Source organism: Bradyrhizobium betae (genome assembly GCF_004123905.1).
Lineage (GTDB): Bacteria > Pseudomonadota > Alphaproteobacteria > Rhizobiales > Xanthobacteraceae > Bradyrhizobium > Bradyrhizobium betae_A.
Genome location: NZ_MZXW01000015.1, coordinates 372,686 through 384,976, shown reverse-complemented (window position 1 = coordinate 384,976; position 12,291 = coordinate 372,686). Strand labels below are relative to the sequence as shown.

The following is a 12,291-nucleotide window of genomic DNA, read 5'->3' as shown; positions in this document are numbered from 1 at the left end:
GATGAACGAAACTGCGATTGCCCGTCCCGATGACGAACAGGTTTTGGTCCGCCCCTCACGCGAGAGCGACGTCGAGGCGATGCTGGCGATCTACCGCCATCACGTCCGCAATGGTGTGCCGCGCGATGTCGAGGGAACCGGCGCGCCGGAGCCGGACGATTTGCGCGACCGGCGCAAGAATTTGAAGCAGACCCGCCTGCCCCATCTGGTCGCGACCTATCGCGGCGAGGTCATCGGCTATGCCTATGCGGTGCTGTTCCGCAAGCGTCCGGCCTATCGCTACACCGCCAAGCATTCGATCTACGTCCATCATGAGCATCTCGGCCGCGGCGTCGGACGGCTGCTGCTCCAGGGAATGATCGACGCTTGTGCTGCGGCCGGCTTCCGCCAGATGATCGGCTATATCGATGCCGATAACGCTCCCTCGCTGGCTCTGCACGAGAAGTTCGGCTTCGCGCGCGCCGGCCTGCTGTGCGGCGTCGCCTATCGCCACGGCCGCTGGTCGGACACCGTCATGGTGCAGCGTTCGCTCGGCGCCGGCGTCACCGCGCCGCCATCGCTCACGACACCCGGCCGTTGAACCCTAAGACGGAAAGTCAGCCGCCCTGACCTGGATGCGGTCGGCATGCAGCGACCAATGATGCAAGGCCTGGTCCTTGCAGAATTTTGCCTTCGCCCGCTCCGTGGCTTCGTTCTCGTCGGTGGCATCGATCTCGAGCATGCCCTGGCAAACCTCGATCTGCCGGCCGTACTCGCCAAGCACGTCCTTCATGAACCTGACGACATAAGTTGACATGGGACCTCCCTGCTGCCCCGGCGGCACTCTAATCCCATTCTGCCGGAATCGGGGAAGGAGATTTTGACGCGGATCAAGGGCAATGAGACTTCGCGGAAGATTCGTTGCGGAACCTCCCGTGCCGGTTTATGGGCAAATGCCAGTCGCCCATGAGGATTTAGCCTTGCACTTTGTCTCCGACACCGAAGTCACCAAAGCCCTGACGTTTCCGATCCTCATTGCGGCGCTGGAAGAGGCGCACTGCCGGCCGAAGATGGAGGTGCTGGACGCATTCCTCGGCGGCGAAGGGGCGCAATACGTCATCCGCAGCGCCGTCGATCCCGGCCGGTACATGGCGAGCAAGATGTTCACCAGCTTTCCGGCCAATCTGGCCGAAGGCAAGATGCCGGCCGTGCAGGCCGTCTGCGTGCTGTTCGACGGCTCCAATGGCAAGCCGCTGGCGGCGATGGACGGCACCGAGATCACGCACTGGCGCACTGCCGCCGATTCCGCGTTGGGCACGAAACTGCTCGCCCCGCCCAATCCCAAGACGCTGCTTTGCGTCGGGGCCGGTGAGATGTCCGAATGGCTGATCCGGGGGCATCGCACGGTGCGGCCGTCGCTGCAACGCGTGATGATCTGGAATCGAAACCCGGATCGCGCCGCGAATCTCGCTCGGCGTTTGGCGAAGGATGGCGTCAAGGCGGAGACGATCACAGATCTCGACGCGGCGACGCGCGAGGCGGACCTGATCACCACCTGCACCCGCGCGCATCAGCCGCTGATCAAGGGCCGCAATTTGCGGCCGGGCACGCATCTGGACCTCGTCGGCGGCTACACGCCGCAAACCCGCGAGGCTGATGACGACGCAGCAAAGATGTCGCGTGTCTTCGTGGACCGGCGGGAATCCGCCTTCCACGGCGTCGGTGACATCCTGCAACCGATCGCGAGCGGCGCGATCAGCGACGCCGATGTTCTCGGCGATCTCTACGATCTCGCCGGCGGCCGCGTGCAGGGCCGCACCTCACCGTCGGACATCACCTTCTTCAAGAACGCGGGCGGCGGCCATCTCGACCTCATGACCTGCGAGGCGGTGTTCAATCAACTGGGAACCAAGCTGGGGTAGACGCCCTACCCGAGCCAGGGCCGGCGTCAGCGATCACGCCTTGATGTCGAGGAGTGTGTCTTCCGTCTCGGCGTAGGCTTGAATGACCTTCGCATTGGCAATGAAGCTGTACTTTGCGGTCGCCAGCTCAACGAATTCGCTGGCGAGATCAACGTTCGGCGCGGCGACCAGGCCGTCCTGGTTCGCGAAGGGAGCGCTCGGGTCCGATTGCGCGGTATAGCTCGGCGAAACCGTCGACACGGTCGCGATCGTACCACCCGGCGTCGAGCCGCTCGATTGGGAGACCTGATCGACTCGCAGCGGCACATAGGCCGCAGGAAACGTCGGAGCAATGCCCGGGCTGCCCGCACCGGCCGATGTGCTTGAGCCTGACGCTGGCAGCGGGCCGGTCGTCTGAACATTGGCGATGTTGCTCGCGGCCACGCTCACGCGCAAACTCGCGGCAGAAAGTCCGGATGTCGCAATCGAGAATATGCTCATGGACTTTCAATTACAGGACAAGTCATACGCGTTCACTCACGCCATCGGTAAAATCCGCTGCTTTCTGTTTGCATCCTCATAACCAACGATCGGAGCGCGATCAGACGTCGCGCGCCCCTACCCCGGCATCACGCCAAAAGCTTGCTTGAAGCGCTCGGCATAGCGCGGCCACACTTCGGGATTGATGATGCGCGGCGGGCGCTTGCCGTCGAGCGTATCAAGCACCTGCTCGGCAGCGATGCGGCCCATGTTCTGGCGCGCCTCGATCGTCACGCCTGCGGTATGCGGGCTCGCCAGCACATTGTCGAACTGGAGCAGCGGATGCTCCGGTGGCGGCGGCTCCTTGGACCAGACGTCGAGGCCGGCACCGGCAATGCGCTTGTCGCGCAAGGCCTGGAGCAGCGCATCCTCGTCATGAATGAAGCCGCGCGCCGTGGTGATGAAATACGCATGCGGCTGCATCAGCGCAAACTCGCGCACGCTGATCATGTTGCGGCTGCGCTTGTCGAGCGGGCAGGAAATCGAGACGAAATCGGCGCGGCGCAACAGCTCGTCGAGCTCGACCTTCTCCCCGCCCCGCTCGGCCATCACCTCGGCGGTGAGGTACGGATCGTAGGCCAGCACCGTCATGCCGAACAGGCCCCTGCAGAGCGCGGCGATGCGGCGGCCGACATTGCCGAGGCCGATGATGCCGACGGTCTTGTGCTCGATCTCGTTGCCGACGAGCTCGTTGCGGTTGACGTTGGCCTCCCTGCGCAGCTTGCGGTCGGACTGAATGATGCGCTTGGACAGCGTCAGCATCATCGCCAGCGCGTGCTCGGCGACGGAATGGGCGTTGCCGCCGGACTGGTTGACGACCAGCACGCCCGCGTCCGTGCAGGCCTCGACGTCGACGGGGTCAAACCCCGCGCCATTGCTGGAGACGAGCAACAGGTTCGGCGTGCGCTTCAGGAGGGCGGCGTCGACATGGAAATGCGGCGCAAGTTCGTCGCGGGCGGCGCCGATCTGGTAGACATGGGCGGCGCTGAGGATCGGCGCGTAAAACTCTTCGGGACTCGCGTTCTCGATGCGATCGAGCCGGACATCGGGCCGCGCCTTCAGGATGTCGATATAGATGGGATTGGCCAGATAATTGGAGTAGAAGACGCGCTTGCTGTTGACGGACATCAAAACCCTTCCGGCTCTCTCGAGGGAGGCCCGCAAGGTCAGCGCGATGCGCGCCCGTCCATGCCTTCCTCCCGTGTTTCCTTATCGCCACCTTATGACACGGCGATGCCGGCCACGGCAGGCCGTCTGGCGCAGATCACGGTGCCGGCCCGGACATGTTGACAATCCAGCTGCCTGCGTCAAGTTCGACACACCGCCGCGACGGCCAAAGACCAAGAAGCATGCGCGGCTCAAGGGAGAACGCAATGGCGATTGCGGAGCAGCAGCCTCAGGCGGGACAGGGGTCCGGTGACAGAAGCTGGCACGGCATCGTTCTGCAAACCCTGAAGCGGAACGAGATCAGCCTCATCCCCTACGTGCCCGATCGCGTATTGACGCCGCTGATCAAGAACCTCCACGCCGATCCCTTCTTCACCACCTTTGCCACCGCCCGCGAGGAAGAGGCCGTCGGCATCGTCTCGGGCGCCTGGATGGGCGGACGGCGCGGCGCAGTGCTGATGCAGACCTCGGGTTTTGCCACGCTGGCCAACACGCTGGCCTCACTCGCGGTGCCCTACCAGATCCCGCTGATCATGTTCGTCTCCGAGCGCGGTACGCTTGGCGAGTTCAACTACGGCCAGTCGCTGGTCTGCCGCACCATGCGCCCGGTGCTGGATTCGCTGGCGCTGGAGCACCACACCATCACCCGGCTCGACGAGCTCGAATTCATCGCCGACCGCTCGATCAAGCAGGCCGTGACGACCCAGGCGCCGGTGGCGCTGATCCTCAATCCGCTGCTCACCGGCGGCAAGACCTTCGACAAGTGAGCCTGGTCATGGACAATCGCAACACCAAGGTGATGAACCGCTTCGATGTCACCTCGCGCCTGATCGCAAAGCTCAAGCACGAGGAAGCCGTGATCGGCGGCATCGGCAACACCAATTTCGACCTCTGGGCCGCCGGCCACCGCCCGCAGAACTTTTATATGCTCGGTAGCATGGGGCTCGCCTTCCCGATCGCTCTTGGCGTGGCGCTGGCGCAACCCGATCGCCGCGTTTTTGCACTCGAAGGTGACGGCTCGCTGCTGATGCAGCTCGGCGCGCTCTCGACGATCGCAATGCTGAAGCCGAAGAACCTGATCATGATCGTGATGGACAACGGCATCTACCAGATCACCGGAGCGCAGCCGACACCGGCCGCGAACGTGGCCGACATCGTCGCCATCGCCACCGGCTCCGGGCTCGCCAAGAGTTCCTGGGCCGCGGACGAAGAGGATTTCGAGCGGCTGGTCGATGAGGCCATGTCGGCTGGCGAGCCCAGCCTGATCGCCGTCCGCATCGACGACAAGCCGGGCGTCGGCGCCACCCGCCGGGATCCCGTGCAGATCCGGGAGCGGTTCATGCACGGCCTCGGCGTACGCGAGCCACTTTAACGTTTGGTCATTAACTACACGGCGATCTGATCCTCCCGCCGCAACAGGCTGTCGCGATTCCGTGCTATCGGCACCGGATGTCCATTTTTGTTCGGCTTTTTGCCTGGCTGCTGGCAGCCGCCGTCACTTTCGCAACCCTCGGGCCCCCAAGCCTGCGGCCCCATTCCGACCTCGGCCAGGACGGCGAGCATGCGCTGGCCTTCATTCTGATCGGGCTCGCCTTCGGCCTCGCCTACCGGAATCGCCGCTGGACCGTCGCCGCCGTCGCAGTGGTCGTGATCGGCGTGCTCGAGCTGATGCAATTCTGGGCGCCCGGACGGCATGCACGGCTGGAGGATTTTCTGGTCGATGCCGGCACGGCCTGCATCGGCTTTGCGCTCGCGGCCATCGCCGATTGGGTCATGACGCGGCTTCGTGCCAGCTCCACCGTTACAAGCGAAGGCCCCGCGGAGTAACGCTCCGCAGGGCCCTTGCTCTCAAGCCGATGCTAACGCCGGTCAGTCGATGATCTTGACGACGCGGCGCGTGCGCGGCTCGACGATCACGCGGCGATCGTTGACGACCGCATAACGGTATTCGGTGTAGTTCGGCACCGGCCGCAGCACCACAGTCGGCGGCAGCGGCTCGCCGACGACGACGCGCTCGTGAATCACTACTGAATCATCGCGCGGGATTCCGCCGAGAATGGCATTCGGGATTTCCAAACCGGCGCCCACGGCCGCACCGACGGTGCCGCCGACCATCGCGCCTACCGGACCGCCGATGTCGCCGCCCGCACGCGCGCCATCCCTGGCGCCCTGTTCGGTCGTCGACTGGGCAAAGGCTGCGCTCGACACCAGCAGCGACGCGGCAGCCAACGAAATCGCAAGACGGGTTTTCATGTCCACACTCTCCAGTGTTTGTTGATGCGCCTTCAACCGCGGGACCGGGCCATTGTTCCGGTTCCCCCGTGGCGAAAGACGCGTCAAATCCGGAGAGTGTTACCGCGTAACAGTTCAAGTTGCGGCGATCTCGTGGCCCGCCATCAGTTCCAGCGCCCGCACCATCGCCGAATGATCCCAGGTCTTGCCGCCATGCGCGGTGCAGGATGAGAACAATTGCTGCGCCACCGCCGTGCTCGGCAGCGACAGGCCGAGTGTACGCGCGCCTTCGAGCGCGAGGTTGAGATCCTTCTGGTGCAGCTCGATGCGGAAACCGGGCTCGAAATTACGCTTCACCATGCGCTCGCCATGCACTTCGAGAATCCGCGACGCGGCAAACCCGCCCATCAGCGCCTTGCGCACCAGCGCGGGGTTCGCGCCGGCCTTGGACGCGAACAGCAGTGCTTCGCTCACCGCCTCGATCGTCAGCGCGACAATGATCTGGTTGGCAACCTTCGTCGTCTGGCCATCGCCATTGGCGCCGACATGCGTGACGTTCTTGCCCATTTTGTCGAAGATCGGCTTCATGGTGCCAAAAGCACGCTCGGGCCCGCCGACCATGATGGTGAGGCTCGCCGCTTTCGCCCCAACCTCCCCGCCCGACACCGGCGCGTCGAGATAATCGGCACCGAGTGCCTCGATCTTCTTCGCAAACTCCTTCGTGGCGAGCGGCGAGATCGAGCTCATGTCGACGACGATCTTGCCCTTGGAGATGCCGTTCGCGACGCCGTCCTTGCCGAACAGCACCGCCTCCACATGCGGGGTGTCAGGCACCATGATGATGACGGCATCCGCCTCCTGCGCGACCGCCTTGGCCGATTTGCAGGCGATGCCGCCGGCCGTGATCAGCTCGGGGGCAACAGGCGCAACGTCATGCAGGAGAACGCGATGGCCCGCAGCCAGAAGATGGCCGGCCATCGGCCGTCCCATGGTGCCAAGTCCGATGAAGCCGATGTCGATCATGTCTCGTTTCCTCAGGTCTCGAAAGTCTGCGCGGCGTGCCACGAAAGGCCTTCCAGCGTCGTGGTGCGCGGCTTGTATTCGCAGCCGATCCAGCCGCGATAGCCGATCGCGTCGAGATGGCGGAACAGGAAGGGATAGTTGATCTCGCCGGTGCCAGGCTCGTTGCGGCCGGGATTGTCGGCGAGCTGGATGTGGGCAATCTGCGGGAGATATTCCTGCATGGTGCGGGCGAGATCGCCCTCCATGATCTGCATGTGATAGATGTCGTACTGGATGAACAGATTGTTCGACCGCACCTCCGAGATCAATTGCACCGCCTGCTCGGTGCCGTTGAGGTAGAAGCCGGGAATGTCGAGCGTGTTGATCGGCTCGACCAGCAGCTTGATGTTCTCCCGCGCCAGCGTCGAAGCCGCAAAGCGCAAATTGCCGACCAGCGTCTCGTTCAGCTCGCGCGGGTCGGCCTCAACAGGCGCGACGCCGACGAGGCAGTTGAGCTGCTCGCAATCGAGCGCCTTGGCGTAGTCGATGGCGCGAAACACGCCATCGCGGAATTCGGCGGTGCGATCGGGTAGGATCGCGATGCCGCGCTCGCCGGCGGCCCAATTGCCGGCCGGCAGATTGTGCAACACCTGCGTCAGCCCGTGGGCCTCGAGTTGCTCGCGCAAAAGCGCCTTTTCGAAATCATAGGGGAAGAGATACTCGACCCCGGCAAAGCCAGCCGCCTTCGCCGCGGCAAAGCGGTCGATAAACGGCATCTCGTTGAAGAGCATGGTGAGATTGGCGGCGAATTTCGGCATGATACTGTCCCCTATTCCGCCGGCTGAAGTACGCGTGTGCTTCCGACCTCGTCGAGGGCTACGTCCAGCACCTCCTCGAACTCGACGATGTTGTCGATCTCGGTCCCCATCGCGATGTTGGTGACGCGTTCGAGGATGAACTCGACCACCACGGGCACGCGATGCTTGGCCATCAATTCGCGTGCGGCCGTGAATGCGGCCTGAGTATCCTTCGGGTCGGTGACGCGGATCGCCTTGCAGCCGAGGCCTTCGGCCACCGCGACGTGGTCGACGCCGTAGCCATTGAGCTCCGGCGCGTTGACATTCTCGAACGAGAGCTGGACGTGATAGTCCATGTCGAAACCGCGCTGGGCCTGGCGGATCAGGCCGAGATAGGAATTGTTCACGACGACGTGGATGTAGGGCAGATTGAATTGCGCCCCGACCGCGAGCTCCTCGATCAGGAACTGGAAGTCGTAGTCCCCCGAGAGTGCGACGATCTCGCGATCCGGACACGCCGCACGCACGCCGAGCGCTGCCGGCAGCGTCCAGCCGAGCGGTCCCGCCTGCCCCGCATTGATCCAGTTGCGCGGCTTGTAGACGCCGAGGAACTGCGCGCCTGCGATCTGCGACAGGCCGATCACTGTGACATAGGTGGTGTCGCGGCCAAAGGCCTTGTTCATCTCCTCGTAGACGCGCTGCGGCTTGATCGGCACGTTGTCGAAATGGCTCTTGCGGAGCATCGTCTTCTTGCGATCGCGGCAGGACGCGGGCCACGCCTGGCGCTCGCGAAGCCTGCCTGACCGGCGCCACTCCCTGGCGACGGCAACGAAGAGCTCAAGCGCGGCCTTCGCATCCGAGACGATGCCGAGATCCGGATTGAACACGCGCCCGATCTGGGTCGGCTCGATGTCGACATGCACGAAGGTGCGGCCCTTGGTGTAGGTCTCGACAGAACCGGTGTGGCGGTTGGCCCAGCGATTGCCGATGCCGAGCACGAAGTCCGATTCGAGCATCGTGGCATTGCCGTAGCGGTGACTGGTCTGAAGGCCGACCATGCCGGCCATCAGCACGTGATCGTCGGGGATCGCGCCCCATCCCATCAGCGTCGGCACGACGGGCACGTTGGCGATCTCGGCGAATTCGACCAGCAAGTCGGAAGCGTCTGCATTGATGATGCCGCCGCCCGCGACGATCAGCGGCCGTTCCGCAGCGTTGAGCATCTCCAGCGCCTTCTCGACCTGTTTTCGCGAGGCAGTCGGCTTGTAGACCGGCAACGGCTCATAGGTCTCGTCGTCGAACTCGATCTCGGCGAGCTGAACGTCAAGCGGTATGTCGATCAGCACCGGACCCGGCCGGCCCGAGCGCATCACGTGGAAGGCCTGGCTGAACACGCGCGGCACCAGCGCCGGCTCGCGCACGGTCACCGCCCATTTGGTCACGGGCTTTGCGATCGACTCGATGTCGACGGCCTGGAAGTCTTCCTTGTAGAGCCGCGCGCGCGGCGCCTGGCCGGTGATGCAGAGGATCGGGATGGAATCGGCGATCGCCGAATAGAGCCCGGTGATCATGTCGGTCCCGGCCGGCCCCGAGGTGCCGATGCAGACGCCGATATTGCCGGCTTTGGCCCGCGTATAGCCCTCGGCCATGTGCGAGGCGCCCTCGACGTGGCGGGCAAGGATGTGGCGGATCGAGCCGCGCTTCTTCAGTGCCGAGTAAAGCGGATTGATCGCTGCCCCGGGAACTCCGAAGGCCGTCGAGATGCCTTCCTTCTCCAGAATTCGCACGGCAGCATCGATAGCTCGCATCTTCGCCATATCGGACCTCGCTTAGGTTGCGTCAGCGAGCGAGATCATCAGGCGGGCGTGATGCGATCTCAACGAGATCGATTTTATTTTCCACGATGCGGCAGCCGCGGAAAAATCGTGGGTGTCTCAATCGGTTAGAGCGAGATGTCCGTGAAAGCGATCACTCAAACAGCGGCGCCAGCTCCATTTGCGGCACCAGCACGAGGCCCTTGTCGGTGATGCGAATTTCCGGAATGACCGATAGCGGAATCAGATTGAAGCCCATGTAGGGGATGGTGCAGCCGGCTTCCGCCCATTCCTTCTTCAGCACCTTCACCTGTTCGGCGACCTCGGTGACGCGCTTATCGGACAAGAGGCCCGCGATCGGCAGCGGGACCAGTGCCCTCACCTTGCCGTCGGCGACGACACTGACACCGCCCTGCTTCTCCTTGATCGCGGCGATAGCGACCTGCATGTCGCCCTCGTTGGTGCCGGCGACGATGATGTTGTGGCTGTCGTGCCCGACGCTGGAGGCGACCGCGCCGCGCTTGAGGCCAAAGTCCTTCAGCAGGCCATAGGCGACATTGCCGGCCGACTTGCCGTGGCGCTCGACTACCGTGACGAAGCACAGGCCGTAGCGTGCGAACAATTCCGGCCAATCCTTTGCCGGCTCGATCTTGACCTTCTCATGGATCAGCGTGATGCCCGGCAGCGCCGTCTTGATCGCGTTGACGGTGCAGGCCTTCGCCGGCAGCTCCGGCGTCAGCTTCAGCTTCTCCGGCAGCTTCACGGTCACATAGGCCGCGTCAGGATATTGATAGCGCTGCGACAGCGCCTGATCGAGCTTCGGCGTGATCTTGCGGTTTTCGACGACCAGCTCGCCGCCATACCAGGTACATTGCGGCCTGAGATTGTCGTCCATCAGCACGAGGTCGGCGCGACGGCCGCCGCCGAGCCCGCCCATATCGCCGTCCATGCCGAAGCGCGTCGCGCCGTGCAGCGAGCCCATCGACCAGGCCTGCTCCGGCGACATCCCCGCGTTCACGGCTTCGCGCACCACCCAGTCGAGGCCGAACAGCAGGAGATCGTCGGCGTCGCGGTCGTCGGTGCAAACGGCGGTGCGCTTGTGCGAGGCCCCGAGCTCGGTCACGGTGCGGATCGCCTGCGGCAACGAATGCCAGGGCGTGGTCGGCGGACCGCCACGCAGGAACACCCAGACGCCGGCATCGAGCAGATCGTCGGCGATGTCGCGGTCGATCGCCTCATGGGTATCGGTAACGCCACTCGCTGCGTAGGCCGCGACGAATTCGCGACCGTAGACATGGCCTGACACCGGACGGCCGCGCTTCAACGCTGCGGCCAGGATCGCATGGCTGCGTTCGTCGCCCATCGTCACAGGCACAAAATCCATCTTCTCGCCGAGCGCGACCGCTTCGGGCCAGCGGTCGAACAGGCCGGCGATCTTGTCGGGCGTGAGATCGCCGCCCGCCGTCTCCAGCGCGGCCGAGGTCGCAGGGACCGTTGAAGGCACCGTCAAAAAGATCGAGAGCGGCGCTTCGCGCGCGTCCTCCAGCATCGCCTCGACGCCGGCGACGTCCATGACGTTGCCGATTTCGTGGCTGTCGCAGAAGATCGTGGTGGTGCCGTTCAGCAGCGCCGCCTCGGCATAGGCGCAGGCGGTCACCATCGAGGATTCGATGTGGATATGCGGATCGACGAGGCCCGGTGCAATGATGCCGCCTGCGGCATCGTAGAGCGGCACGCCGCTCCAGACTTTCTTCGCCGCGCCGGCCGGCTTCACCGCCGCGACGCGCCCGCCGGTGATCCAGACCTCGCGGTTCGCCTGGATACGTTCCGAATAGGTCGAGAGCACCCGCGCGCCAGTGATGACGAGATCCGGCGCGGCGCGCGCCGAGGCGACATCGGCCAGACGCCGGGTCATCGCATGCAGCGGTGCGACGGCGAAGCGGGTAAGTTTGGTCATCGGAACCCTCGCGTGGCGTTACGGCCGCACGATGGTTACGCCCTGCGCCAGACCGGGCAAGCGCAAATATAGCGGCAGGCCGTGCTTACGCCTTAGGCGCCGAACCTGCCGCCGCCGACCCGGGTCTGCGCGGGTTCCGCCGTCTCGGCGATGGTGCGGCAGAGGGCTTGACCCGAATCCGCATCGAGCGGCCCTTTGGCTCATCGATCTCGAACGAATTCGTCTTGCGCACGAGGTCGCTCAGCTTGCGGAACCCGAAACGTTCTCGGATCGAAATCTGACGCCAGATTGGCGAGCTGCCGTCCGACTTCGCCGAGTGCGACCCAGCCATCCTCGCTCTCCATCTGGGTGATGACCTTCTTGATGATGGGCGTGGCGGCATCAAGCGGCTGAAGCGACGTCGATCTCGAGGTAGCGTCCTGGGTGGTCGCCGGGACGGCCAGCAGGTTCTCGGTGTAGACGAACCTTCGGCAGGCCTGCCGGAAGCTTTCCGGTGTCTTCTGCTCGCCGAACCCGAAGACATCGACGCCCTGCTCCCGGATGCGGGCGGCGAGACGGGTAAAGTCGCTGTCGGAAGACACCAGGCAGAAGCCATCGAACCGGCCGCTGTGGAGCAGGTCCATGGCGTCGATGACCAGGGTTATGTCGGACGCATTTTTTCCGGTCGTGTACGCAAACTGCTGCTGCGGGATGATGGCGTGTTTCGACAGGATGTCGGCCCAGCCCCTGGATCGCGCATTGGAGAAGTCGCCATAGATGCGGCGAACGCTGGCCTCGCCGATCTTGGCGATCTCCTCGAACAGTCCATCCGCGATCTTTGCGGAGGCATTGTCGGCATCGATCAGGACGGCGAGACGGGGCGAGCGAAGTTCCGACGGCATGGCGTTTCCTCGACCAGATGG

Annotated in this window: 13 protein-coding genes and 1 pseudogene; 5 read left to right on the top strand and 9 right to left on the bottom strand. The window is 64.2% G+C overall.

Annotated elements, in window-relative coordinates; translation table 11 throughout:
- The first annotated feature begins 1 nt into the window (after position 1).
- Complete coding sequence (locus B5V03_RS09610) at positions 2 to 580, top strand: GNAT family N-acetyltransferase (RefSeq protein WP_129269481.1); 579 nt, start codon at positions 2 to 4, stop codon at positions 578 to 580.
- A 3-nt stretch (positions 581 to 583) separates the two neighbouring features.
- Here the strand turns inward: B5V03_RS09610 and B5V03_RS09605 are convergent, their stop codons facing one another.
- A complete protein-coding gene (locus B5V03_RS09605; protein ID WP_129269479.1) occupies positions 584 to 796 on the bottom strand; it encodes a hypothetical protein in 213 nt (70 codons plus the stop codon).
- Between the two features lie 163 nt (positions 797 to 959).
- On the opposite strand from B5V03_RS09605, the gene B5V03_RS09600 reads away from it, so the two are divergent.
- Positions 960 to 1,901, top strand: coding sequence for an ornithine cyclodeaminase family protein (locus tag B5V03_RS09600; protein ID WP_129269477.1), 942 nt, complete (start codon positions 960 to 962; stop codon positions 1,899 to 1,901).
- Between the two features lie 33 nt (positions 1,902 to 1,934).
- Here B5V03_RS09600 and B5V03_RS09595 read toward each other — a convergent pair whose 3' ends face one another.
- Together B5V03_RS09595 and B5V03_RS09590 are read right to left on the bottom strand one after the other, a co-directional pair.
- Positions 1,935 to 2,381 (bottom strand): flagellar basal body rod protein FlgC, encoded by a 447-nt coding sequence (locus B5V03_RS09595; RefSeq protein ID WP_129269475.1) that lies wholly within the window; start codon positions 2,379 to 2,381, stop codon positions 1,935 to 1,937.
- A 117-nt stretch (positions 2,382 to 2,498) separates the two neighbouring features.
- Entirely contained in the window at positions 2,499 to 3,548 is a 1,050-nt protein-coding gene (locus tag B5V03_RS09590) for a hydroxyacid dehydrogenase (RefSeq protein ID WP_129269473.1), read from the bottom strand.
- A gap of 245 nt (positions 3,549 to 3,793) precedes the next feature.
- On the opposite strand from B5V03_RS09590, the gene B5V03_RS09585 reads away from it, so the two are divergent.
- From B5V03_RS09585 to B5V03_RS09575, 3 genes are all read left to right on the top strand, one after another.
- The gene (locus tag B5V03_RS09585; RefSeq protein WP_129269471.1) at positions 3,794 to 4,354 is read left to right on the top strand and encodes a thiamine pyrophosphate-binding protein; all 561 of its coding nucleotides are present in this window, start codon (positions 3,794 to 3,796) and stop codon (positions 4,352 to 4,354) included.
- Positions 4,355 to 4,362: 8 nt separating this feature from the next.
- A complete protein-coding gene (locus B5V03_RS09580; RefSeq protein WP_206736132.1) occupies positions 4,363 to 4,959 on the top strand; it encodes a thiamine pyrophosphate-dependent enzyme in 597 nt (198 codons plus the stop codon).
- A 77-nt stretch (positions 4,960 to 5,036) separates the two neighbouring features.
- Positions 5,037 to 5,414 (top strand): VanZ family protein, encoded by a 378-nt coding sequence (locus B5V03_RS09575; protein WP_129269467.1) that lies wholly within the window; start codon positions 5,037 to 5,039, stop codon positions 5,412 to 5,414.
- Between the two features lie 42 nt (positions 5,415 to 5,456).
- Here the strand turns inward: B5V03_RS09575 and B5V03_RS09570 are convergent, their stop codons facing one another.
- The 6 genes and pseudogenes from B5V03_RS09570 to B5V03_RS09545 form a co-directional block, all read right to left on the bottom strand.
- Positions 5,457 to 5,840 (bottom strand): DUF1236 domain-containing protein, encoded by a 384-nt coding sequence (locus tag B5V03_RS09570; RefSeq protein ID WP_129269465.1) that lies wholly within the window; start codon positions 5,838 to 5,840, stop codon positions 5,457 to 5,459.
- Between the two features lie 114 nt (positions 5,841 to 5,954).
- A complete protein-coding gene (locus B5V03_RS09565; RefSeq protein WP_129269463.1) occupies positions 5,955 to 6,842 on the bottom strand; it encodes a 2-hydroxy-3-oxopropionate reductase in 888 nt (295 codons plus the stop codon).
- An 11-nt stretch (positions 6,843 to 6,853) separates the two neighbouring features.
- Positions 6,854 to 7,639 carry a hydroxypyruvate isomerase gene (hyi, locus tag B5V03_RS09560; RefSeq protein WP_129269461.1) on the bottom strand — a complete coding sequence of 262 codons (786 nt, stop codon included), beginning with the start codon at positions 7,637 to 7,639 and terminating at the stop codon, positions 6,854 to 6,856.
- Positions 7,640 to 7,650: 11 nt separating this feature from the next.
- Positions 7,651 to 9,435, bottom strand: coding sequence for a glyoxylate carboligase (gene gcl, locus B5V03_RS09555; protein WP_129269459.1), 1,785 nt, complete (start codon positions 9,433 to 9,435; stop codon positions 7,651 to 7,653).
- Between the two features lie 151 nt (positions 9,436 to 9,586).
- On the bottom strand, positions 9,587 to 11,389 hold the full coding sequence (locus B5V03_RS09550; protein WP_129269457.1) for an adenine deaminase C-terminal domain-containing protein: 1,803 nt from the start codon (positions 11,387 to 11,389) through the stop codon (positions 9,587 to 9,589).
- Between the two features lie 85 nt (positions 11,390 to 11,474).
- Positions 11,475 to 12,270 (bottom strand): annotated as a pseudogene (locus B5V03_RS09545) (NYN domain-containing protein).
- Between the last annotated feature and the right edge of the window lie 21 nt (positions 12,271 to 12,291).